A 21,406-nucleotide genomic window follows, 5' to 3' on the forward strand; every position below is an offset into this window, starting at 1 on the left:
CCTTCGAAAACTGTCTTGTGTGGGGGGTGCTCAATCAGCCCTGATATCCAGGTCTTTGATGAGCTTGCCGAAGCGATTGAAATCGGCGGCATTCGTCTTTTCCAGGCGCGCGGGCTCGCCGCCTGCGGGCAGCGCGCCGAAGGTGGCCATCTTGGAGACCACGTCGGGCATCTTCAGGATCTCGTTGAGGTGCGTGTTCAGCAGCTTCACGGTCTCGGGCGACATGCCCTTGGGGCCGAACAGGCCCTGCCATGCGGACACTTCCACATCCTTGACGCCCAGCTCGGCCAGGGTGGGCACATTGGGGGCCAGCGCGCTGCGCTGGCTGTCGGCCACGGCCAGGGCGGCGACCTTGCCGCCGACGTAGGGCGCGATCGGTCCCCAGGTCATGAAGGTCGTGGGCACATGGCCGCCGATCAGGTCGTTGACGGCAGGTGCCACGCCCTTGTAGGGAATGTGGGCGATGCGCGTGCCGGCGGCGCGGTGGAACATCTCGCCCAGGATGTGCATGGGCGAGCCGCTGCCGGGGCTGGCGTAGGTCAGGCCGTCGCGCTTGCCCTGGGCGATCAGGGTCTTCATGTCCTTGATGCCCGAGGCCTGGTTGGTGGCCACGAACATGGGCTGCACGCTGGTCTGCACGATGGGCGTGAAGCCGTGCAGCACGTCGTAGCTGGAGCCCGAGGCCGTCTTGAGCACGAACTGCGCGATGGCGAAGGTATTGGGCGCCAGCAGCAGCGTGTAGCCGTCCGGCGAGGCCTTGGCCACATGCACGCTGCCGATGGTGCCGCTGGCGCCGGGGCGGTTGTCCACCAGCACGGGCTGGCCCAGGCGCGTGGACAGCTTCTCGGCATACAGGCGCGCCATGGCATCGGTGTCGCCACCGGCCGGATAGGCCACGATGATGGTGATGGGCTTGGCCGGATAGGCCTGGGCCATCGCGGTGCCGGACAGCGTGGCTGCAGCCAGGAATGCAGCGGCAAGAGAAACCTGGCGACGTGTCTTGTTCATGGTGGGGGGCCGTGGGGTGGTTGGGTTGTGGGGGTAGGCCGTCAGGCGCGGTCTCAATGCCGCTTGTCGGTGATGAATTTCCCGTCGCTGGTACCCACGCCCTTTTGGCGCCGGGTGTTGCCGTCGATGCCGCCATCGATGGCCCATTCGGCAAACACCGTGGGGCCGGGCTCGAACTCGCGGGGCTGCCAGTCGGCGGTGAGCTGGTCCTCGTCGGCGTAGTACTCGACCAGGGCGCCGGCCGGATTGCGGAAGTACCAGAAATAGGCCGAGGACACGGGATGGCGGCCCGGGCCCAGCTGGGTGTCCCAGCCGCAGCGCGAGATGTGCATGCCGCCGCCGAAGACCTCGTGGATGTCGCGCACCGTGAAGGCCACGTGGTTCAGGCCCGCGTCCTTGGCGGGGCGCTGCAGCAGGAAGATGTCGTGGTGGCCGCCGTCGGGTGCGCAGCGCAGGAAGGCACCGCGCTCGGGGTAGCGGTCCGAGGCTGCGAAGCCGAAGTTGTCCACGTAGAAGCGCTCGCAGGCCTGCACGTCCTTGACGAAGAACACCACATGGCCGACCTCGATGGGCTGGGCGCGCTCGTAGGCCGGGCTGGCCTGGTTGACGCGGTCCTTGCGGTCCCAGGTGTTGTAGGCGGCGCCTTGCACATCCACATCACGCTTTTGCGTGACCTGCAGGCGCACGGACAGGCCGTTGGGGTCGGTGCAGCCTATGCGCCCCTGGCCCTGTGTGAAGCCCGGCAGCGCGGCAATGCGGCTGGCGTACAGCGCAAGGTCCGCCTCGCTTTCCACACCCCAGACCACTTCGCGCAGCGTGGGGCCGGCCTCGATGGCGGGCGGCAGATCGGGATGGTCCACGGTGGCCACGATCACGCGGCAGCCGTTGAGGGTCTCGAACACCAGCCGGTCGTCCGCTTCCTGCACCAGCGCCAGGCCCCAGTCCAGGAAGAAGCGGCGGCAGGTGGCCAGGTCGTCCGCGCCGTAGGTGATTTCGTCTATGCCCAGTACGCTCATGTCGTGCTCCTTCAATTTGCCCAAGCGATGGGGCTCTCGTTCAAGCCCCAGTACATGCTCTTTTGCTCCATGTACTGCTGTATGCCCAGCCGTCCCTTCTCGCGGCCCAGGCCGCTGTCGCGCCAGCCGCCGAAGGGCGTGGAGATGGAGAACTGCTTGTAGGTGTTGATCCAGACCGTGCCGGCCTGCACGGCGCGGCCAATGCGCCAGGCGCTCTTGTAGTCGCGCGTCCAGATGCCGGCGGCCAGCGCGTAGACGCTGTCATTGGCCTGGGCGAGCAAGTCGTCCTCGTTGTCGAAGGGCATGGCCACGAGCACGGGGCCGAAGATCTCCTGCTGGCAGATCTGCCAGTCGTTCTTCACGCCGTCGATGATGGTCGGTCGGTAGTAGTAGCCGCGCTCGAACTGCGCGCCCTCGGGCCGCTGGCCGCCCGTGAGCAGCCGGCCGCCCTCGGACAGGCCCAGGGCCACATAGCTCTCTATGGATTCGCGGTGCTTGGCGGTGATCAGCGGCCCCATCTGCGTACGCTCGTCGGCCGGGTCGCCCACCTGCAGCGCGGCGGCCTTGGCCGTCAGGCGCTGCATGAATTCGGCATGCAGGCTGCGCGCCACGAACAGGCGCGAGCCCGCGATGCACGACTCGCCCGAGGAGCTGAAGATGCCGTAGAGCACGCCGTTGACGGCATGGTCGATGTCGGCATCGGCCAGCACCATGGTGGCCGACTTGCCGCCCAGCTCCAGCGAGACCGGCATCATCTTGTCGGCCGCGATGTGGGCGATGTGCTTGCCCGTGGACGTGCCGCCCGTGAACGACACGCGCTTGACCAGCGGATGCTTGGTGATGGCGTCGCCGATCACCGAGCCCCGGCCCGGCAGCACGCTGACCAGGCCCTTGGGCACGCCGGCCTCTTCGCAGATCTTCGCCAGCTCCAGCGCCAGCAGCGGCGTGGCCTCGGCGGGCTTGACGACCACGGCGTTGCCGGCGGCCAGCGCCGGAGCGAGCTTTTGCGCCTCGCTGGCGATCGGCGAGTTCCACGGCGTGATGGCCGCCACCACGCCCATGGGCTCGTACACGCTCATGGTCATGAAGTCGCCGCGCGAGGGCGTGATGGTTTCCTCCATGGTCTCGCAGGCCGCTGCAAAGAACTGGAAGGTGGCGGCGGCGCTGGCCACCAGCATGCGTGTTTCCTTGATGGGCTTGCCGTTGTCCAGGCGCTGCAGCTGGGCCAGGGGCTCGGCGCGCTCGCGGATCAGCTGGGCCACGCGGTGCAGCACGGCCGCGCGCTCATGGGGCTTTTTCTGGGCCCAGCCGCTGGTGCGGAAGGCGTGGTCGGCCTTCTGGATGGCCTCCTCCACATCCTCCAGGCTGGGCGCGCGCAGGCGGCCCACCACTTCGCCGGTGGCGGGATAGAGCGTGGTGGATTCGCCGCCGCCGCCCAGGCGCCATTCGCCGGCGATATTGATGGGGAGCAGTTCCAGGTTCGACATGGTGAGCCTCTCTCGTTCGTTCGAATCCAGCCGCCTCAGGCGGCCTTGGTGGCCGTGGTGGTGGCCGGGATCTGGTCCAGCTTGTTCACGGGCGGGCCAGAGAACGTGGCCTTGAAATTGCCGATGGCGCGCATGTCGATCTCCAGCAGGAAGGGGCCCTTCTTCGTCCAGGCCGACTGCAGCACCGCCGGCAGCTCTTTGAGGTCTTGCACGCGGGCATGGGGCAGCTGGATGGAGGCGCACAGCTGCGCGTAGTCGGGCGTGTGCAGCTCCACATAGCAGCGGCGGCCGCCGTAGGAGGCGTCCTGGATGTTCTGGATCACGCCGTAGCGCTGGTCGTTCATCAGCACGATCAGGGTGTCGCACTCTTCCTGCACCAGCGTGGCCAGCTCGCCCAGGTTCAGGATGAAGCCGCCATCGCCCGCCAGGCCCAGCGTCTTGCGGCCCGAGCCGCTGACGGCCGCGCCCACGGCCGCGCCGATGGCCATGGGCATGCCCATGCCGATGCCGCCGCCCGTGGCGTGCACGCCCGCGTTGGGCTCGAAAAAGCGCAGCTCGCGGTTGCCCCAGGTGCTGTTGGAGACGGTCACGTCGCGCACCCAGTTGAAGTTGCGGCCCACGGCCTTTTGCAGCTCCTGCACCAGCACGCTGTACGGGCCCAGGCCGTCGCGCATGGTGGCCACGGCCTCGTCGTGCACCTGGCGCAGGTCGGCCAGCAGCTCGGGGTCGGCCTTGTAGCCGCGCGCCTCCAGCCGGTCAGCCAGGCCCGTCAGCGCCAGGGCCGAGTCGCCGCAGACAAAGCCGTCATCGGCATAGCAGCGGCCCTGCTGGGCGGCGTCCACATCGATGCGCAGCAGCGGGCGCGGCAGCTTCAATTCGTACTTCAGCGTCTCGTTGCTGCGCAGGCGCGTGCCCACGGCCAGCATGGCGTCGCAGCGCTGGTAGAAGGCCTCCACGGGCTTTTGGATGTTGTAGGCGCCCAGCGAGGCCGGATCGTCCTCGGCCACGATGCCGCGGCCCTGGCCCGTGCTGACGATGCCGAAGCCCAGCGCCTTCAGGCGCTGCACGGCAGCGACTGCGTGGCGTGCGCCGCCGCCCAGCCACAGCAGCGGGCGGCGTGCCTTGGCCAGCGTGTCGGCCAGGGCGTCGAGCGCGGCCTCGCTGGGGGCCAGCACGGCCACCGGCAGCGGCGACAGGTCGGCCGGCATGTCGATCACGGTCTGCTGGATGTCGATGGGAATCTCCACGCTCACCGGGCCGGTCGGCGCGGTCATGGCGGCCTGCACGGCGGCCTTCAGGGTGGACAGGCAGGTCTCGGCGCTGCGCACGCGGAACGCCGCCTTGGACACGGCGCCCAGCATGGTCAGCTGGTCGGGCGCCTCGTGGATGTACGACAGCTTCTGGTCCAGGTACTGCGTCTCGATCTGCCCCGTGATGTGCAGCAGCGGCGTGCCGGCCGTATAGGCCTCCACCAGGCTGCCGGCGATGTTGCCTGCGGCCGGGCCGGTGCTGGTGATGCACACGCCCAGGCTGGAGGTGGAACGCGCGCAGGCATCGGCCATGTTGCCGGCGCCGGCCTCGCCGCGCGCCATCACGAAGCGGACCCTGCCGCGCGCATGCATCGCGTCCAGGATGGGCATGTTGTGGATGGAGATCACCCCGAACGCGGCCTGCACGCCGCAGTGTTCGAGGAACTGGGCCACAACGGCGCCGACGGTGATTTTGGATGCGGAAGAAGTCATGTTCTGCTTTGAATCGGGTGAAGGGGCTGAAGCACTACGCTTGCCGTGCAAGACCACCGGAGACGTCGATGTGGCTGCCGGTCGTGTAGGAGGACAGGGGCGTGGCGAGATAGAAGATGGCGCGCGCGGCCTCGTCGGGCGAGCCCAGGCGGCCCAGCGGAATGGACTTCTTGCGGGCGAGGTCGGCGCTCCAGGCGTTCCAGTCCTGGCTGCGGTCCTCGCGCGCCTCGAAGCGGCGGCGCCACTGGCCGGACTCGATCAGGCCGACCAGGATGCCGTTGACGCGCACGCCCTTGGGCGCGAACTCGGTGGCCATGGAGCGCACCAGGTTCTTGAGGCCGGCGCGCGCGGCCGAGGTGGCCACCATGTGCGGCTCGGGCTGCGAGGCCAGCAGCGAATTGACGCAGACGATGGCCGGCTCAGCCGTGCGCTCGAGCTGCGGCAAAAAGGCGCGCGTGGGATGCAGCACCGAGAAGAACTTCAGGTGCAGCTCCTCGGTCCAGGCCGCATCGTCGGTGCTGGCAAACGTCGAGACCCGGCCCTGGCCCGCGTTGTTCACGAGGATGGAGGCCGGACCCAGCGCAGCCTCGCTGTCGCGCGCGAATTGCTGCACCTGGGCGGCGTCGAGCACGTCGCAGGCCTGGGCGAACAGGCGGGCCTCGGGATGGCGCCCGCGCAGTTGCTGCACGGCCTGCTCTAGGCGTTCGGCGCTGCGCCCGCACAGGGCGACACGCGCGCCCTGCGACAGCAGCAGATCGACCGTGGCCAGGCCAATGCCCGAAGAGCCGCCGGTGACGACGGCCGTGGTGTCCTTGAGTTGGGAATCAAACATGGCCGCCTCCTGCGCGCCGGGAATTGAGGGAAAGCAGCTGTGCCGTCTGCGTCTGCGTCTGCGCTTGCGGGCGGTAGTTCAGCAGCTCGGACAGCTCGGCCGCCGCGTCGCAGACGCCGGCGATCAGGGTCTCGGCACGGCCCTCCTCCACATGGGGCGCGGGAACCGTCGTGCCCAGCGCCGCCACCACGCGGCCGCTGTGGTCGCGCACGGGGGCGGCGATGGTGCAGATGGAGCTTTCGTAGAAGCCTTCGCTGAACACATGGCCGCGCTCGCGGTCGGCCTCGACCAGGTTGAACAGGTCCAGCACCGTGCGCGGCGTCTTGGGCGTGTGCGCTTCCAGGTGGTCTTCGGGGTAGAGCGCGCGCAGCTCGGGCAGGGACAGGTCGGCCAGCAGCACGCGGCCCAGGGCCGTGGCATGGGCAGGCAGGCGCGTGCCCACACGCACCGAACTGGTCAGCGGCGTGGGAGGCGTGACCTTGGCCACGTAGACGATGGAGCGGCCATCACGCACCACGATGTTGCAGGGATAGCGGATCTCGCCGCACAGCCGCGCGATCACGGGCTGGCCCAGCTCGGTCAGGTCCATGGACGACAGGAACTCGAAGCCCAGGCGCAGCACGGAAAGACCCAGCCTGTAGTCATTGCTGCCCTCGGCACGCTGCAGAAAGCCCATGGCCTCCAGCGTGTTGAGCATGCGGAAAATCGTGGCGCGCGGCAGCTGCAAGCGGCGGGCCAGCTCGGGCGCGCCCAGCGTGGCATTGCCGCGCCCGAACTCCTGCAGCAGGCGCAGGCCGCGCTCCAGCGCGGGCACCATGTACTTGTCGGCGCCGTTGTCCGCGCTTTCGGCGCTCTCGGCATTCCCGGAAGAGGGGGTGTCGTTCATGGCGAACCCCCTTCAATTCATGACGAAGCCGCCGTTGACGGGCAGCACCTGCCCCGTCACGAAGCGCGCGCCATCGGACAGCGCATAGGCCACGGCGCCCGACACATCCTCGGGCCGCTGCTCGCGCTGCAGCGCGCGCTGGTCGATGTACAGGCGGTGGCGGTGCTCGGGCACGTACTCCGTGGCCTCCACCAGCACCAGGCCCGGCGCCACGGCGTTGATGGTGATGCCGTCGGCGCCCAGCTCGCGCGCCATGGAACGCGTCATGGCCATCACCGCGCCCTTGCTGGCCACATAGGCCATCAGGTTCGGGGCGCCCCACATCGCGGTGTCGGAAGCCAGGTTGACGACGGCGCCCCGGCCGCTGTCGCGCAGCGCGGCGCGGCAGGCGCGCGTCATCAGCCACACGCCGCGCACGTTCACGTTCATCACCTGGTCCCACTTGTCCAGATCGATGTCGTCCATGCCCTTGCCGCCCGAATCGGTCACGGCCGCGTTGTTCACCAAGCCGTCCAGCCCGCCCAGCGCCTGCACGGCCTGCTGCGCGCAGCGCTCTATCGACTCCGGATTGCCGGCATCCAGCCCGAAGCCATGGGCCTCGAAGCCCTGCGCACGCAGCCGGGCCACGGACTCGGCCAGCAGCTCCTCGCGCAGATCGGCCATGGCGACACGCGCGCCCTGCTCGCAAAAGGCCTTGGCGAACGCAAAGCCCAGGCCGCGCGCCGAGCCTGTGACGAGGATGCGGCGGCCGGCAAGCTGGCCTGTGGAGGGCGTGGTGTTCATGGCGTACCTCAATCGAAGGGGGTTTGTGTCTGTTTCAAATTTGAAATGACACTTTTTTCTTGAAACAAGCGTGAGTTTAGGACTGATGGGGCAGGGGGGGATTGGGGAAAACACGGAGACGTGTGGGAAATGGATGACAGAGGTGTGTCTGGGTGTGTTTTGGATGGGGGCGTTTTTATGGCTTGCGAGGACATGCCCGCCCTGCGGGCGCGTTCATACGGGGAGTGGGGTGCGGGCCGTCGCTTCGCTCGGCCTGGGGTTTGAGGCGGGGTTGTGGAATGCCTCTATGATTTCGGTGGCCCCCTGTTCCGGGGCTGGTGCTTGAAAACACCATCAACACACAGCGGCAGAGCCTCCCCGAAAGTGAGGCCTCGTCACGTCTGAACACTTGGACAGTGGACATCGCACCCGCACGTCCACACGGTTTTGGATGGGATGGGGCTACCCGCAAGGCTGCCCGCACGTCTGTGTGCGTGTTTTCAACATCCCATCCACCCTTTCTGCGCTTGAAAACGCAGGTCGGGTGTTTCCGTCTCGCACAGGAGTACGAAAACATGAACGATCAGCGCACCGCTCTTCCCACACGCGCCAGCTTCGAGCAACTGGCTCGCACCATCACCGAAACCAATGGATGGGTACAGGAAGGCTGCAACGAAATACGGGCCCTGGCCCAACTTGCATTGGCCAGCCTCCATGCCCCAGAAGACTTGCGACGTCCGCAAGCCATGGCTCACGCACTGCGCGCCATCCGCGATGGCGCTGAGTCACTGGCCGACTATGTGCAAGGCGAAGCCAGAAGCGTAGGTTGCGACCCCACTCAAAGCCCATAGCCACGAGTGCGGCCACATCCGGCCGAGCGCAGCGAAGGGGTCGCGGGCATTCGGGTTGCCGTCTTTGACCTGACCTTTCTTGGCGCATCAAGATGGGCCATCGGCTGCCAGGCCAGGAACCAGGCATCGAAACCAAGCAATCGCAGTAGCAGGAATTCCCCTCGCGTCCAGCGTCAAGGCTTTGGCCTCCGATGACACACGGGCTACACGGTCATCAGTAAAGATACGCAGCAAAATAGTACTTTTTTAGATACACTTTTCCGATGGAAGAGCCCATTCTTTCCGTTGTCTTCTACCGGTCCGATGCCGGCAAGGAGCCCGTGCGTGACTGGCTTCTTGAACTTACGGTGGAAGACCGCAAAGCCATCGGCGCCGATATCAAGACTGTCCAATACAACTGGCCTCTGGGCATGCCCGTAGTACGCAAGATGGAGCCAGGACTGTGGGAGGTGCGGTGCAGCATTGGCGATGGCATCGCACGTGTCCTATTCACGGCCCAGAATGGAAAAATGGTTCTGCTGCATGGCTTCATCAAGAAGTCGGCCAAGACCCCCGCGCCGGATCTGACAACTGCCAGAAACCGGCTCAAGAAGCTGAGGAATACCCCATGAACAAACATCTAGGCAGCAATTTCGATGACTTCCTCGAAGAAGAAGGCCTGCTTGAGGAGGCCACAGCTATCGCAGTGAAGCGGGTGATTTCCTCGCAATTCGCACAGGCGATGAAAGCCCAGAAAGTCAGCAAGACCGAGATGGCGACACGCATGCGCACCAGCCGCATGGTGGTGAACCGCCTGCTGGACGAAAACGACACCGGCGTCACCCTGGCCACGTTGGCCCGCGCCAGCGTGGCGCTTGGCACGGCTTTGCACTTTGAACTGGACGATGCGACGGTTCTCCAGGCATCAGCGGCATAAAAGCACTACCGCTCAGCGCTGCGCCGACAGCCGCCGCAAAAACCCATCCACCACCCGCAACGCATACCGACTCGCCACCACCCTCACAAACTCCGCAAAGTCCACATGCGCACTGTCATCCGCCCGATCGGAAACAGTCCGCATCGCAGCAAACGGCACGCCATAGTCCAGGCAAGCCTGCGCCACCGCAGCCCCTTCCATCTCCACCGCCAGCACCTCATGCCCTGCAGCACGCAGGCCCTGCGCCAGCGCGCAAGAAGCGCCCGCCGTGCCCACGAACTGGTCACCGCTGGCAATCAGCCCCTGGTGCGCGCGCGGCGCCGTGGTGGCGTGGGCGGCGCGCAGGTCTTCGCCCGCCTCGGCCACGCAGGCCTGGGCGGCGGCCAGCAGCGCGGCGGTCATTTCAGGGTCGCAGGGCAGGCGCGTGCGTCCGTAGCCGGGCATTTCCCAGCGCGGGAAGATGGGCGAGGCGTCCAGGTCGTGCTGCAGGTATTCGTCGGCCACGACGACATCGCCCACGCGCACGCCTTCGCCCAGGCCGCCGGCGACGCCGGTGAAGGCGATGCGGCGCACGCCGAAGCGCTCGATCAGCGCCGTGGCCGTGGTGGCCGCCGCCACCTTGCCTATGCCCGACAGCGCGCAGACCACGTCGTGCCCCTGCAGGCGCCCGCGCCAGAACATGCGGCCGGCGTGGGCCGTGCCCTGGGCGTCGGACAGGGCATGGACCAGGCCTTCCTGTTCCTGCGGCAGGGCACTGAGGATGGCGATGGTCATGGTGGCTTCTCTTTCAACGTTTCAACGGCACAGGCAAAAAGCAAAGGCGGCCCGGGGGCCGCCTGCGGGGCGAAAGCGCCCATTGTGCCGCGAGCCTGTGCCCGGCGCGGCTCAGATGGCGATGGCCGTGGCCTGGTTGAGCACGGCGCGCACCACGCTGTAGACGGTGAGGGCCGAGGTCTTGGGGTTGGCCGCCAGCGGCTTGCCGCGCATGGTCAATTCCATGGATCCGAAGGCGCCGCGCGCGGCCACATGGTGCACGTTCTCGTCCACGCCCGGGTCGGCGTACAGGCGCACCGTGGTGCGGTCCAGGCCCATGCCGGCCAGCGACAGGGTGGCGGCCACGTTGGCGTTCTTGGGGTAGAGCTGGGCGGCCTCGCGCGCGCTGCCTTCGAAGATGCAGAAGGCTTCCTTGAGGCTGGCAAGGTCGCAGCGCTGTTCTGCGGGCGTGCCGGTCCAGGCCAGGGGCGGCTTGCGGCCGGTGTAGACCACTTCATCCAGGCCGCCGATGCGCGCAGCGGCCAGCGCATCCACGCCGCCGATGGCACCCGACAGCAATTGCACCTGGGTGCCTCCGGCCTCGGCCGCCGCCTGCACGGCCTCGGCCATGCCCGGGGCGCTGAGTGCGCCGATGGAGGCCACGACGGCAGGAATGCCGCGCCGCAGGGCGGGCAGCACATGCTCCTCGATGGCGGCATGGCCCGCGCACTCCACGATGAGGTCGGGCCGGTCTTCGGCCGCCAGCGCAGGCACGGCACGCGCCTGGGGCGCATGCAGGGCCAGGGTGGCGCGCACGGCGTCGGTCACTTCCGGCACAAGCACCCAGCCCACCTGCACGGCGGCATGTCCCTTGAGCAGTTCAAGCACGCTGGCGCCAATCGCACCGCAGCCAATCACAGCAATCTTCATCGTCATATCTTTCTGGGAAGGAATGCGCTGGCGGCCGGTGTGCCCACCATCCGTTCAGCGCAGAAAACCGGGATGCTGGGTGCGCAGGTGGCCGGCCAGCTCATCGGCGGCGGCACGTACCTGCTCCACCCAGTCGGCCATGCGGCCGGGAGCGATTTCGGTGAAGGCCACGGCCATGCCCAGGCCCGCCACGATGCGCCCCTGCGCATCGCGCACGGGCGCGGCGATACTGGAGACGCCGGGCTCGTAGAAGCCCTCGCCCATGGCGTAGCCGCGTTCATGGTCCTGCTGCAGCAACTGCAGCAACTGCTCCACGCTGCGTGGCGTGCTTTCCGAGAACTGGGGCAGTTCGCTGCCGCCGAACAGGGCGCGCAGCTGGTCCGCGTCCATGTCCTGCAGCAGTGCCCGGCCCAGCACGGTGGCATGGGCCGGCAGCCGCGAGCCCACGCGCACGGCGCCCTGGAAGGCGCCGGCCGGCGCGATGCGCGCCACGTAGACCACCGAGGTGCCGTCCAGCAGCGCCAGGTTGGTGGTGAAGCCCAGCCGGTCGCACAGCGACTGCAGCACGGGCTCGGCCAGCTGGGCCAGCGGCTGGGTGGACAGGTAGTCGTAGCCCAGGCGCAGCACGGCCAGGCCCAGCCGGTATTCGGTGCCCGAGCGTTGCAGATACCCCATGCCCTCCAGCGTCGTCAGCATCCGGAACACCGTGGACCGGGGCAGCGCCAGGGTGCGCGCCAGGTCGGGCGCGCTCCACACGGGCTGCGAAGGCGTGAAGCAGGCCAGCAGGCGCAGGCCGCGCTCCAGCGCGGGGACGGTGTAGCGGTCGTTGTCGTTCGAGAGGGTTTCGGAGGTATCGCTCATCGCAATTCGGGCAGGTAGGCCATCAGGTCAGCAGGGTGGCCAGCCTCTGTGCGACATCCGCAGGTTGTTCGACGACAGAGGCATGGCCGGCTGCCGCAAGCGTAACGTACCGCGCCCCCAGTCTTGCGGCCCAGGCCGCGCAGGCAGCCGGCGGCGTGACCACGTCGTGCTCTCCCACCCAGACCTCGACCGGCATGGCAAGGCGCCCCGCCGCCTGCCCCAGGTCGCTGCCGCACAGCAGTTCCACGGCCTGGGCGTAGCCTGCGGCATGCAGGCGCGCCGTGTTCCAGCGCACCCATTGGCGCACGGGCTCGGGCGCGGCGGGCGAGACCAGGCGCTGGTCGATGGCGGCGGCCAGGCCTTCGATGCCTTTTTCCTGCAGGGCCGCAAGACGGCCCTGGCGTACCTTGGCCTGCTGCTCGCCCATGCCGGGTGCGCCATAGCCGCCAGCGGGGCTGATCAGCACCAGTTGCTGCACGCGCCCGGCACCGGCCTGCACCGCCCAGGGCGTGCCCATGAGCGCACCCAGCGAGTGGCCCACCAGCAGGCAGCGGCGCACGCCCAGCGCCTGCAGCGACTGCTCCAGCACGCGGGCGTAGTCGGCGCCCGTGGGCGCGGCAGGTGCCAGCGGCGTGGAGCGGCCATAGCCGGGCGCGTCCCAGGCCAGCACGCGCGTGCGCGGCGCCAGCGCCAGGGCCACGTCCATCCAGGACGCGGCGCCCGAGCTGATGCCGTGCAGCATCACCACGGCAAAGTCCGAGGCCGTGTCGCCGGCCTCGCGCCAGGCGACCTGGGCGCCACCGGGCAGGGCGATGAGGTGTTCGGGGAACTGCGCCTGAAGGCGCTGCTCCATGCGTTGCAGCGTCTGCGCGGTCATGGCAGGCCCGCTACTCAACGTTTGATTTTTGCCAGGGGGTGTTCTGGGGGATAGGTGGGCGTGATGGGCTTCTTGGCACCCAGCATCACGCACATCAGCGCGTCTTCGTCGCCGATGTTGATTTCCTCGCGGTACACGCCGGGCGGCACGGAGACCACGTCGCGGTCGGTCAGGATGGTCTCGAAGCGCTGGCCGTCCTTCTCCAGCACGAGCTTGAGCTTGCCGCGGATCAGGAAGAAGACTTCCTCCACATCGGTATGCAGGTGCGATGGGCCTTCATTGCCGGCCGGGATGACCATGGTGGAGAAGGTGAAGTGCTCGGCCGGAATGGTGTTGCTGTCCGCAGCCACGCCCGTGCCGCCCGTGCCGATGTAGCGCATCTGGCCACGGCGGTACTTGGGATCGAAGTCGGCCTGGAACTTCAGCGCGTCGAAGTCGTACTTGCGCGTGGAAAACCGCGCCACGCGCGATTCCATCCATTGTTCGAAGCTGGAGCCTTCGGGCTGGTCCCAGGTGCGGGGCGTGTTCTGAGCGGATTCGGACATGTGTCTCTCCATCAACGTCGGTGGATCATGGCGGGGAAGGCGCCATTTGTTTTATCCATGAATCACAGTTCATGGGGTAAAACAATTATAGGAAGATTGATCGCACGCAACAAGGGCCACATGCGCAGCGGCATGTGGCCCCTTTGCTGCCCCGTCTGTTAGGGAACAGCGATGCGGGTGCAACAGCGATGGCCGTGCCTCAGGCAGCCATGCTGCGCCGCCCAGGCCGAAAGCCCGCATGGCTGGCCGGCCAGACCACGGACAGGCAGGCCAGCGCCAACACCCCCAGCGCCCAGGGCAAGGCGCGGGCACCCAGCCAGCCCAGCAGCAGTCCGCCGGCCACGCCGCCGCTCGCCACGGCCAGGTTGAAGACCGTCACCAGCATGGACTGGGCCACGTCGGCGCCCTCGCCTGCCGCGTCGGCCAGCGCGGTCTGCAGCAGCGTGGGCGCGCCGCCAAAGCTCAGGCCCCAGGCCGCAACGCCGATCAGAACGGCCACGGCCGACTGCCCGGCCAGGCCCAGCACCAACGCAGACACGGCGAACAAGGCCAGGCTCAGCACGGTGAGTGCGCGCAGCCAGCGGTCCACCAGCAGGCCCGTGAGCCAGATGCCGGCAATGGCCGCAAGGCCGAACAGCAGCAGCACCCCATCCACCCTTTGCCCCAGACCCGCCGAAGCCAGGAAGGGCGCGATGAAGGTGTAGAGCATGTTGTGGGCCAGCATCCAGCCGAACAGCGCCAGCAGCACGGGGCGCACGCCGGGCATGAGCAGGATGCGCGCCACGGGCAGGCGCTGCTGCGCCGTCTGCCCGGTGTAATCCGGCACACCCAGCCGCACCCAGGCCAGCAGCAGCAGGCATAGCGCCGACAGCGCCCAGAACACGCCGCGCCAGTCGAACAGGCTGCCCAGCCAGGCGCCCAGCGGCACGCCGGCCGCCAGGGCCAATGGCTGGCCCACGCCCGCCACGGCCAGTGCGCGCCCCTGCAGATGCGGCGGCACCATGCGCCGCGCGTAGCCGGCCACCAGCCCCCAGATCACGCCCGCAGCCATGCCTGCGGCAAAGCGCGCGGCCAGGGTCAGGCCGTAGTGGCCGGACAACGCGGTGAGGCTGTTGAACAGCAGCAGCCCGCCCACCGCCGCCATGAACAGCGGCCGGCGCCTGAGCCCGCGCGTGGCGGCCACGACGGGAATGGCGGCCAGTACCGAACCCAGCGCGTACAGCGTGACCATCTGGCCGGCCATGGCTTCGGACACAGCCAGTCCCGTGCCGATCTGCGGCAGCAGGCCGGCCGGCAGGGCCTCGGTCATGATGGCCAGAAAGCCTGCCATCGCCAGGGCCAGCAGCCTGCCCAGTGGCAGGCCTGTGTCGAAGGAGGTGTCCATGGGCGAATTCATTGCCTTGTCCTTGCTGCGCATCTCAGGCATGGGAGGCTGGATAGGATGCCAGGTGGGATGCCGCCATGTCCTTGTCGCCATGCCCGGCGGCCAGCGCGCGTTCGAAGCGGCGCAGCCCGGCCTGGGCGCCATCCAGCAGCAGGCCTGCGCCGGCGGCGGCATCGGCCACCAGTTGCGCGTCCTTGACGGCATTGGCCACGGTGAAGCTGGCGTCGTAGCGGCCTGACAGCATGGCAGCGGCCTTGGCCTGGAAGAAGCCGCTGTCCATGGGCCCGCCCGTGACGGCATCGACCACCAGGGCCGGTTCTATGTCCAGCCCCTTGGCCAGCGCCAGGCTTTCGGCCAGGCCATGCGTGAGTGCGAAGGCCCAGTGGTTGAGCGCCAGCTTGAGCCGGCTGGCGGCGCCTGCCTGCTGCGCAATCCACAGGCTGCGTTTGCCAATGGCATCGAACACCGGCTGCACCTGGCCGCGCTGCGCCAGCGGGCCTGCGGCCAGGATGACCAGCTGGCCCTGCTCGGCCGGCTGGCGCGTGCCCTGCACGGGGCAGTCGTAGAACACCAGGCCATGCCGATCGGCGAACTGCGCCAGCGGCGCGATGGCGTCCACACCCACCGTGCTCAGTTGCAGCCACAGTGTGCCCGGCTGCAATGCGGGCGCTGCAGCCTGCATGGCCTGCAGCACGGCCGGCCCGTCCTTGAGCACGGTGACGACGATGCGGGCGCCACGCACGGCGTCGGCCGCGTCGCCACAGGCCTGAACACCGTCGGCCGCAAGGGCCTGGGCCTTGGCGGCCGTCCGGTTCCAGGCCCGGACGGTGAAGCCCTTGCGTTGCAGGTTGCGCGCGACGGGCGCACCGATCAGGCCCGTGCCGAGCACCGCAATGGTGGTTTGAAGGTTTGTATGCATGGGAGCTCCTGGGTGATGAGAGAGTGAAACAGACACGGAAAACTGAGATCCGCATTACTGGAACGATCATTCCAATTCAAGGAAAATAAAAACCCGCAACGGCACGACATGCGCGCGGCGGGTGGCGGGTGGTCGGCTATTGCGCCTGCAGCGCCATGTCGACCACGTCGACCACATCCATCAGGCACTGGCGGCGCTGCGGCGCGCTGCTGCCCTTGCCCAGCACGCGCAGGCCCTGCACGGTGTTCAGGACGAAGCGCGCCAGGGCGCGCGGCTTTTTGCTGTCGGTGATATCGCCTTCCTGCTGGCCGCGCAGGATGAGCTTTTCCAGCGCCTTTTGCAGGCGCTGGAAGTTGCCGGCCACCCTCTCGGCCACGGCCTCGTCATGGCCGGCCAGCTCCAGCGCGGCATTGGCGACCAGGCAGCCCCGGCGCCCGGCATCGCTCAATTCGTCCTGCACGATGCGCAGCAGCAGCTGCCGCACCAGGTCCCGGGCGCGTCCCGGGCCGGACAGCAGTTCCACGTTGGAGGTGGTCACGGCCTCATAGCGGCGCAGCGCATGCTGGAACAGCCCCTGCTTGTTCTCGAAGGTGCCGTACAGGCTGCTGCGCGACAGGCCCGTGCCGTCCACCAGGTCCTGCACCGAGGTGGCCGCGTAGCCGCGCTGCCAGAACACCTGCATGGCGGCGTCTGCAATGTCATCGGGGTCGAAGTCCTTGGTGCGCATGGTGGCTCATTGAATTGGAACGATCATTCCATTCAATGTAGGCGGCCGTTTGGCGGCTGTCAAGATTGCGCCAAAGGGCCTTCACTCGCAGGGAATTTCCAGCCCGACCTTCACGCGGTCCAGCGCCACGATGGTCTTGAACCATTTGACGTTGGGGTTCTCGGCGAACAGGCGCCGCGCCAGCGCCTCGTACTCCTGCATGGTGGCCACGGTGAGGACGAGCACGAAGTCCACCTCGCCCGTGACGTAGTAGCACTGCTGGACCTCGGGCACGGCGAAGTGCGACTTCATGGCGTTGAGCGCATCGATGCTGGTGCGCTCGGTCATGACCTCCACGATGATGGTGATGGGCCGGCCCACGCGCGTGGGGTCCACGGTGGCGGCCTGGCCGGTGATCACGCCCTCGGCCTGCATGCGCTTGAGCCGGCGCTGCACGGCGGCCGTGGACAGGTTGACCTGCTCGGCCAGCAGGCGCAGCGGCACCGTGCTGTCGCGCTGGACGATGGCCAGGATGGCGCGGTCGAAGCCGTCGAGGTCGGCCAGGTGTGCAGGGTGGGCGGTGTGCTTGGTCATGGGAAGCGAGGACTTTTGGAGGGTGAGAAATTTTCTCGCAAACACCCTCAATTCAGAGACCAAAAAACAGGTGTCGCGAAATAGTATTTCGTCGTTTTCCGCATCCAACGCATGCGGACCTGCCTGCCGAGAAAGCCCATCCCATGGCCACCCTGCTCCACCTGTCTCCCGTGTTTCTTGTGATGTCCATGCTCATGGTTTTGCGCCGCCCGCCTGTGCAGGCGGCCATGGCCGGGGCGGCGCTGGTCGCCCTGCTGTGGCTGGTCGATGCCTGGATGGCGAAGGGCACCGCCGCTTCCGGCGCCGCCCTGGCCGCAGCGCGCGACACGGGCGTGCTGTTCCTGAGCACGGCCTTCGTGATCGTGCCGGGCCTGGGTTTCGTGATCCTCATCGAACGCATGGGTGTCAACCAGGCGCTGAGCCAGTGGGTGCGCTCGCTGGGCCTGGGACCCGCCGATCAGGTGGTGTTCATCGTGCTGGGCCTGGCGCCGCTGCTGGAGGCGATGACGGGTTTTGGCGTGTCGCTGATCGCCACCGTGCCGCTGCTGCTGAGCCTGTTCGAGCGGCGCGCCGCGCTGCGCATGGCGCTGGCGGGCATGGCCATCATGCCCTGGGGCACGCTGGGCCTGGCCACGGTGATCGGAGCCTCGCTGGCCCATGTGGATGCGGCGGCGCTGGCCGCTGTGTCCTCGCTGACCAGCGCGCCGGTGTTCCTGGTGCTGGGCGCCCTGTCCCTGCACTTGGCAGGCGAGCGCGGTGCGCGGGCCTGGCTGCTGCTGGGCGGCTTTGGCCTGCTGTTCGTGGGCGTGCTGCATGGCATCAGCCGCTGGCTGGGTCCCGAGGTGGCGGGCGTGGGCGCAGGCTTTGCGGTGGCGCTGGGCATGCTGGTACGCGCACTGCTGCTGCGCGGAACGGCCCAGGCGGCACCCGGCTGGCCGCGACAGGCCTGGCCGTATCTGGCGCTCGCCCTTGCCATCGTGCTGCTCAAGCTGCTGGCCCTGGCCACGCAGTGGGACCAGCGCTGGATCGTGCAGGGCGCCCAGGTGGCCTGGAAGCCGCTGGCCTCCCCGGGCGTGGCGCTGACCCTGGTGCTGGCCCTGCTGCTGGCGCGCGGGGCCGGCCGTGGCGTTGCCCTGGCTGGTGCACTGGCCGCCCGCGCCAAGCGCCCGCTGCTGACCATCTTCTTCTTCCTGGCGATGTCCCAGATGATGGTCAAGGCCGGTTTCCTGTCCGGCCTGGCGCAGATGCTGGCCGAGCTGGCGCCTGCGGCCCTGGCGCCCATCGTGGCCGCCTTCGGTGCGCTGGCCGGCTACATGACGGGCTCCAACGTGGGCGGCAACGCGATCTTCATGCCCGCCATCGCCCTGCTGCCCGAGTCCTCGCGCCTGCTGCTGGCCGCCGTGCACAACAGCGCCGCCGGGCATGCGGCCCTGGGCTCCCTGTCCATCGTGATGCTGGTGCTGGGCCTGGCACGGACCACCGCGCAGGAAGAAGGCGAGCTGGTGCGCTTCGGCTTTGCGCTGGCCTGCCTCAATACGGCGGCCGTGGCGCTGGCGGCGCTGGCCCTGGCGGGTCCGGGCGTGTTCTGAAGACGTGTTCCCTCCCAATGAAAAGAGGCGCCGCAGCGCCTCTTTGCAAACACGGCAAGCCGCCCGCGTTACTTGCTGTCGCGCAGCTCCCGGCGCAGGATCTTGCCGACCGGGGTCTTGGGCAGTTCGGTGCGGAACTCGATCACGCGGGGCCGCTTGTAGCCCGTGAGGTTGTCGTGGCAGAAGTCGCGCACGGCCTGTTCGGTGAGGCTGTCGTCCCTGCGCACGATGACCAGCTTGACGGCCTCGCCGGTCTTCTCGTCGGGCACGCCGACCACGGCGCATTCGAGCACGCCGGGGCAGTTGGAGACCACGTCCTCCACTTCATTGGGATAGACGTTGAAGCCGCTGACCAGGACCATGTCCTTCTTGCGGTCCACGATCTTGAAGTAGCCGCGCTCGTCCATGGTGCCGATGTCGCCGGTGCGAAAGTAGCCGTCGGCGGTGAAGACCTTGGCGGTTTCGTCGGGGCGCTGCCAGTAGGCGGCCATGACCTGCGGGCCCTTGATGGCGACCTCGCCGCGCTCGCCGATGGTGGTCACGTCGTTTCCTTCGTCATCGACGAGCTTCATCCAGGTGCTGGGCAGGGGCACGCCGATGGTGCCCGAGAACTCGGTGGAGGTGACGGGGTTGCAGCTGACCGAGGGACTGGTCTCCGACAGGCCGTAGCCCTCGCAGATGGGGCAGCCGGTCTTTTGCAGCCACAGCTGGGCCACGGCGCTTTGCACCGCCATGCCGCCGCCGACCGAGACCTTCAGGTGCGACCAGTCCACGGTGTTGAAGTCCGGGTGGTTGGCCAGGCCGTTGAACAGCGTGCTCACGGCCGGGAAGCTGTGAAAGCGCTGCGTGGACAGCTCCTTGAGCGTGGCCTTGAGGTCGCGCGGATTGGGAATCAGGATGGTTTTGCCGCCCGTGCGCATGGACAGCATCATGTTCACCGTGAAGGCGAAGATGTGGTACAGCGGCAGCGCGCAGATGCTGGTGGGCTGCTCGCCGGCCGGCACCTTGCCCATGGCGGGCTGGTTCCAGGCCTCGGACTGCAGCACGTTGGCGATGATGTTGCTGTGCAGCAGCACCGCGCCCTTGCTCACGCCCGTGGTGCCGCCCGTGTACTGCAGCAGGGCCATGTCGGAGGCCTGCAGCTGCGGCGCCTGGAAGGGCGAGCGCATGCCCTTGGCCAGCGCGTCGTTGAAGAGCACGGCCCCTGGCAGCGAGAACGGCGGCACCAGCTTCTTGACCTTGCGCACCACGTAATTGACGATGGCGCCCTTGAGCATGCCCAGCTGGTCGCCCATGGTGCACAGCACCATGTGCTGCACCGGAGTGGCGGCCTTGCAGGCCTGCAGCGTATGGGCGAAGTTCTCGATGATGACGATGGCCTTGGCGCCCGAGTCCTTGAGCTGGTGCTCCAGCTCGCGCGCCGTGTACAGCGGGTTGACGTTGACCACCACGAAACCGGCGCGCAGCACGGCGGCCACGGCCACGGGGTACTGGGGCACGTTGGGCATCATCAGCGCCACGCGGTCGCCGCGGGCCAGGCCCAGGCTTTGCAGATAGGCAGCGAAGGCGCGGCTTTGCGCATCGACCTGGGAGTAGGTCAGCTCCTTGCCCATGAAGGAATAGGCCACACGGTCCGCGTAGCGGCTGAAGGCCTCCTCCATCAGGGCCACCAGCGAAGGGTATTGGGAGGGATCGATGTCGGCGGGCACACCTGCCGGATAGGCACCCAGCCATGGGCGGTCACTCATGCTGCTTGTCTCCTGGTTGTCTCGACTAATCGTGCATTCTCATAAAAAGCACGGTCGTTCGATACTGTGATAACCCTAGTACTACCCCTAGGGTCCGCATTGCGTTGCTCCAGGTCAAAGCTCGCCGGGCCGCCCAGGCCCCTGATCACAGCCCCATTCAATCCCAGGCGGGAGCCAGTCCGTCAGGGCTGACTTGGCGGTCGCCGCGCTCCAGCGCGGCGATGCGCTGCATGTCTTCGGCGCCCAGCACCAGCTGGCAGCTGTCCAGGTTGGCCTGCAGGTGGGCGCGCCGGGTGGACGAGGGGATGACGGCATAGCCCATGGCCATGGCCCAGGCCAGCGCCACCTGGGCGGGCGTGGCGCCGCGGGCGGCGGCGATGTCGGCCAGCACGGGATCGGCCAGCAGCTTGCCGTAGCCCAGCGTCATGTACGAGGTGGTGTGAATGGCCTGCTGGCGTGCGAAGTCGGTGACGGCGCGGTTTTGCAGATAGGGGCTGAGCTCGATCTGGTTGGTGGCGATGTTCGTGGCGCCCACGGCGGCGATGGACTGCTGCAGCAGCGCGATGTTGAAGTTGGACACGCCGATGTGGCGCGTCAGCCCCTGCTCCCTGGCGCGCATGAGGGCGCCCAGGCTGTCCTCCAGCGGCACGCTGCGCGAAGGCCAGTGGATCAGCGTCAGCTCCACATGGTCGGTGCGCAGGGCTTCAAGGCTGCGCTCCAGGCTGGGGATCAGCGCGTCGGCGGACAGGTTCTCGGTCCAGATCTTGGTGGTGAGGAACAGCTGATCGCGCGGCACGGCGCTGGCGGCGATGGCGGCCCCCACATCGGCCTCGTTGCCGTAGATCTGGGCGGTGTCGATGGCGCGGTAGCCTACTTCCAGGGCCTGGCCCACGGAGTGGCGCACCACCTCATCCTTGAGGCGGAAGGTGCCCAGGCCGAAGGCGGGCACCACGGAAGCGAGAGAGGCAGTCGATGTCATGCAGGTCTTTCAAAAAGGAAA

Annotated in this window: 22 protein-coding genes; 4 read left to right on the top strand and 18 right to left on the bottom strand. The window is 67.9% G+C overall.

The annotated features are described in order from the left end of the window. Window positions 1-30 precede the first annotated feature (30 nt). From U6958_RS31665 to U6958_RS31695, 7 genes are read right to left on the bottom strand one after another with little or no spacing between them, the layout of a single operon-like run. The gene (locus U6958_RS31665; RefSeq protein ID WP_074920853.1) at window positions 31-1,008 is read right to left on the bottom strand and encodes a tripartite tricarboxylate transporter substrate binding protein; all 978 of its coding nucleotides are present in this window, start codon (window positions 1,006-1,008) and stop codon (window positions 31-33) included. Window positions 1,009-1,061: 53 nt separating this feature from the next. Further along, window positions 1,062-2,024: a VOC family protein gene (locus tag U6958_RS31670; RefSeq protein ID WP_016452044.1), complete on the bottom strand. Its 963-nt coding sequence runs from the start codon at window positions 2,022-2,024 to the stop codon at window positions 1,062-1,064. Window positions 2,025-2,035: 11 nt separating this feature from the next. Then, window positions 2,036-3,511: an aldehyde dehydrogenase gene (locus U6958_RS31675; RefSeq protein WP_017406709.1), complete on the bottom strand. Its 1,476-nt coding sequence runs from the start codon at window positions 3,509-3,511 to the stop codon at window positions 2,036-2,038. A 35-nt stretch (window positions 3,512-3,546) separates the two neighbouring features. Further along, complete coding sequence (locus U6958_RS31680; RefSeq protein ID WP_034363429.1) at window positions 3,547-5,253, bottom strand: thiamine pyrophosphate-binding protein; 1,707 nt, start codon at window positions 5,251-5,253, stop codon at window positions 3,547-3,549. A gap of 34 nt (window positions 5,254-5,287) precedes the next feature. Continuing rightward, the gene (locus tag U6958_RS31685) at window positions 5,288-6,085 is read right to left on the bottom strand and encodes an SDR family oxidoreductase (protein ID WP_047217882.1); all 798 of its coding nucleotides are present in this window, start codon (window positions 6,083-6,085) and stop codon (window positions 5,288-5,290) included. Further along, window positions 6,078-6,971 (bottom strand): IclR family transcriptional regulator, encoded by an 894-nt coding sequence (locus U6958_RS31690; RefSeq protein ID WP_074920854.1) that lies wholly within the window; start codon window positions 6,969-6,971, stop codon window positions 6,078-6,080. Before U6958_RS31690 ends, U6958_RS31685 begins: the two co-directional genes overlap by 8 nt. A 12-nt stretch (window positions 6,972-6,983) precedes the next feature. Next, a complete protein-coding gene (locus U6958_RS31695; protein WP_074920855.1) occupies window positions 6,984-7,754 on the bottom strand; it encodes an SDR family oxidoreductase in 771 nt (256 codons plus the stop codon). Between the two features lie 554 nt (window positions 7,755-8,308). Between U6958_RS31695 and U6958_RS31700 the strand changes: the two genes are divergently transcribed. From U6958_RS31700 to U6958_RS31710, 3 genes are all read left to right on the top strand, one after another. Next, entirely contained in the window at window positions 8,309-8,584 is a 276-nt protein-coding gene (locus U6958_RS31700; protein WP_046989307.1) for a hypothetical protein, read from the top strand. Between the two features lie 263 nt (window positions 8,585-8,847). Continuing rightward, entirely contained in the window at window positions 8,848-9,195 is a 348-nt protein-coding gene (locus U6958_RS31705; RefSeq protein WP_017406311.1) for a type II toxin-antitoxin system RelE/ParE family toxin, read from the top strand. Then, entirely contained in the window at window positions 9,192-9,500 is a 309-nt protein-coding gene (locus tag U6958_RS31710) for an XRE family transcriptional regulator (RefSeq protein ID WP_016449816.1), read from the top strand. The genes U6958_RS31705 and U6958_RS31710 overlap by 4 nt, the downstream gene beginning before the upstream one ends. Window positions 9,501-9,512: 12 nt before the next feature. Here U6958_RS31710 and U6958_RS31715 read toward each other — a convergent pair whose 3' ends face one another. From U6958_RS31715 to U6958_RS31755, 9 genes are all read right to left on the bottom strand, one after another. Further along, a complete protein-coding gene (locus tag U6958_RS31715) occupies window positions 9,513-10,274 on the bottom strand; it encodes a 5'-methylthioadenosine/adenosylhomocysteine nucleosidase (RefSeq protein ID WP_074920856.1) in 762 nt (253 codons plus the stop codon). A 111-nt stretch (window positions 10,275-10,385) separates the two neighbouring features. Next, complete coding sequence (locus U6958_RS31720) at window positions 10,386-11,183, bottom strand: aspartate dehydrogenase (RefSeq protein WP_016449818.1); 798 nt, start codon at window positions 11,181-11,183, stop codon at window positions 10,386-10,388. Window positions 11,184-11,237: 54 nt separating this feature from the next. Further along, on the bottom strand, window positions 11,238-12,044 hold the full coding sequence (locus U6958_RS31725) for an IclR family transcriptional regulator (protein ID WP_016449819.1): 807 nt from the start codon (window positions 12,042-12,044) through the stop codon (window positions 11,238-11,240). Window positions 12,045-12,066: 22 nt separating this feature from the next. Next, window positions 12,067-12,921, bottom strand: a complete 855-nt coding sequence (locus U6958_RS31730; protein ID WP_074920857.1) for an alpha/beta fold hydrolase — start codon at window positions 12,919-12,921, stop codon at window positions 12,067-12,069. Between the two features lie 14 nt (window positions 12,922-12,935). Then, on the bottom strand, window positions 12,936-13,466 hold the full coding sequence (locus U6958_RS31735; RefSeq protein ID WP_016449821.1) for a cupin domain-containing protein: 531 nt from the start codon (window positions 13,464-13,466) through the stop codon (window positions 12,936-12,938). Window positions 13,467-13,665: 199 nt separating this feature from the next. Then, on the bottom strand, window positions 13,666-14,862 hold the full coding sequence (locus tag U6958_RS31740; RefSeq protein ID WP_074920930.1) for an MFS transporter: 1,197 nt from the start codon (window positions 14,860-14,862) through the stop codon (window positions 13,666-13,668). 22 nt (window positions 14,863-14,884) lie between these two features. Then, a complete protein-coding gene (locus tag U6958_RS31745) occupies window positions 14,885-15,769 on the bottom strand; it encodes an NAD(P)-dependent oxidoreductase (protein WP_074920858.1) in 885 nt (294 codons plus the stop codon). A 136-nt stretch (window positions 15,770-15,905) separates the two neighbouring features. Then, complete coding sequence (locus U6958_RS31750; RefSeq protein ID WP_013804518.1) at window positions 15,906-16,496, bottom strand: TetR/AcrR family transcriptional regulator; 591 nt, start codon at window positions 16,494-16,496, stop codon at window positions 15,906-15,908. 81 nt (window positions 16,497-16,577) lie between these two features. Continuing rightward, window positions 16,578-17,069, bottom strand: coding sequence for an Lrp/AsnC family transcriptional regulator (locus tag U6958_RS31755; RefSeq protein ID WP_016449824.1), 492 nt, complete (start codon window positions 17,067-17,069; stop codon window positions 16,578-16,580). Window positions 17,070-17,212: 143 nt separating this feature from the next. On the opposite strand from U6958_RS31755, the gene U6958_RS31760 reads away from it, so the two are divergent. After that, window positions 17,213-18,658 (top strand): L-lactate permease, encoded by a 1,446-nt coding sequence (locus U6958_RS31760; RefSeq protein WP_074920859.1) that lies wholly within the window; start codon window positions 17,213-17,215, stop codon window positions 18,656-18,658. A 68-nt stretch (window positions 18,659-18,726) separates the two neighbouring features. Here U6958_RS31760 and U6958_RS31765 read toward each other — a convergent pair whose 3' ends face one another. Beyond that, window positions 18,727-20,406 (bottom strand): long-chain-fatty-acid--CoA ligase, encoded by a 1,680-nt coding sequence (locus U6958_RS31765; protein ID WP_074920860.1) that lies wholly within the window; start codon window positions 20,404-20,406, stop codon window positions 18,727-18,729. A 157-nt stretch (window positions 20,407-20,563) separates the two neighbouring features. Next, window positions 20,564-21,385, bottom strand: a complete 822-nt coding sequence (gene dkgB / locus U6958_RS31770) for a 2,5-didehydrogluconate reductase DkgB (RefSeq protein ID WP_074920861.1) — start codon at window positions 21,383-21,385, stop codon at window positions 20,564-20,566. Between the last annotated feature and the right edge of the window lie 21 nt (window positions 21,386-21,406).

This window comes from Delftia lacustris, assembly GCF_040267515.1.
Taxonomy (GTDB): domain Bacteria; phylum Pseudomonadota; class Gammaproteobacteria; order Burkholderiales; family Burkholderiaceae_C; genus Comamonas; species Comamonas tsuruhatensis.

Excerpts from the sequence above, each read along its gene's own strand:
- U6958_RS31665 (WP_074920853.1), bottom strand. The coding sequence starts at position 1,008 with ATGAACAAGACACGTCGCCAGGTTTCTCTTGCCGCTGCATTCCTGGCT.
- U6958_RS31670 (WP_016452044.1), bottom strand. The coding sequence starts at position 2,024 with ATGAGCGTACTGGGCATAGACGAAATCACCTACGGCGCGGACGACCTG.
- U6958_RS31675 (WP_017406709.1), bottom strand. The coding sequence starts at position 3,511 with ATGTCGAACCTGGAACTGCTCCCCATCAATATCGCCGGCGAATGGCGC.
- U6958_RS31680 (WP_034363429.1), bottom strand. The coding sequence starts at position 5,253 with ATGACTTCTTCCGCATCCAAAATCACCGTCGGCGCCGTTGTGGCCCAG.
- U6958_RS31685 (WP_047217882.1), bottom strand. The coding sequence starts at position 6,085 with ATGTTTGATTCCCAACTCAAGGACACCACGGCCGTCGTCACCGGCGGC.
- U6958_RS31690 (WP_074920854.1), bottom strand. The coding sequence starts at position 6,971 with ATGAACGACACCCCCTCTTCCGGGAATGCCGAGAGCGCCGAAAGCGCG.
- U6958_RS31695 (WP_074920855.1), bottom strand. The coding sequence starts at position 7,754 with ATGAACACCACGCCCTCCACAGGCCAGCTTGCCGGCCGCCGCATCCTC.
- U6958_RS31700 (WP_046989307.1), top strand. The coding sequence starts at position 8,309 with ATGAACGATCAGCGCACCGCTCTTCCCACACGCGCCAGCTTCGAGCAA.
- U6958_RS31705 (WP_017406311.1), top strand. The coding sequence starts at position 8,848 with ATGGAAGAGCCCATTCTTTCCGTTGTCTTCTACCGGTCCGATGCCGGC.
- U6958_RS31710 (WP_016449816.1), top strand. The coding sequence starts at position 9,192 with ATGAACAAACATCTAGGCAGCAATTTCGATGACTTCCTCGAAGAAGAA.
- U6958_RS31715 (WP_074920856.1), bottom strand. The coding sequence starts at position 10,274 with ATGACCATCGCCATCCTCAGTGCCCTGCCGCAGGAACAGGAAGGCCTG.
- U6958_RS31720 (WP_016449818.1), bottom strand. The coding sequence starts at position 11,183 with ATGAAGATTGCTGTGATTGGCTGCGGTGCGATTGGCGCCAGCGTGCTT.
- U6958_RS31725 (WP_016449819.1), bottom strand. The coding sequence starts at position 12,044 with ATGAGCGATACCTCCGAAACCCTCTCGAACGACAACGACCGCTACACC.
- U6958_RS31730 (WP_074920857.1), bottom strand. The coding sequence starts at position 12,921 with ATGACCGCGCAGACGCTGCAACGCATGGAGCAGCGCCTTCAGGCGCAG.
- U6958_RS31735 (WP_016449821.1), bottom strand. The coding sequence starts at position 13,466 with ATGTCCGAATCCGCTCAGAACACGCCCCGCACCTGGGACCAGCCCGAA.
- U6958_RS31740 (WP_074920930.1), bottom strand. The coding sequence starts at position 14,862 with ATGAATTCGCCCATGGACACCTCCTTCGACACAGGCCTGCCACTGGGC.
- U6958_RS31745 (WP_074920858.1), bottom strand. The coding sequence starts at position 15,769 with ATGCATACAAACCTTCAAACCACCATTGCGGTGCTCGGCACGGGCCTG.
- U6958_RS31750 (WP_013804518.1), bottom strand. The coding sequence starts at position 16,496 with ATGCGCACCAAGGACTTCGACCCCGATGACATTGCAGACGCCGCCATG.
- U6958_RS31755 (WP_016449824.1), bottom strand. The coding sequence starts at position 17,069 with ATGACCAAGCACACCGCCCACCCTGCACACCTGGCCGACCTCGACGGC.
- U6958_RS31760 (WP_074920859.1), top strand. The coding sequence starts at position 17,213 with ATGGCCACCCTGCTCCACCTGTCTCCCGTGTTTCTTGTGATGTCCATG.
- U6958_RS31765 (WP_074920860.1), bottom strand. The coding sequence starts at position 20,406 with ATGAGTGACCGCCCATGGCTGGGTGCCTATCCGGCAGGTGTGCCCGCC.
- dkgB (WP_074920861.1), bottom strand. The coding sequence starts at position 21,385 with ATGACATCGACTGCCTCTCTCGCTTCCGTGGTGCCCGCCTTCGGCCTG.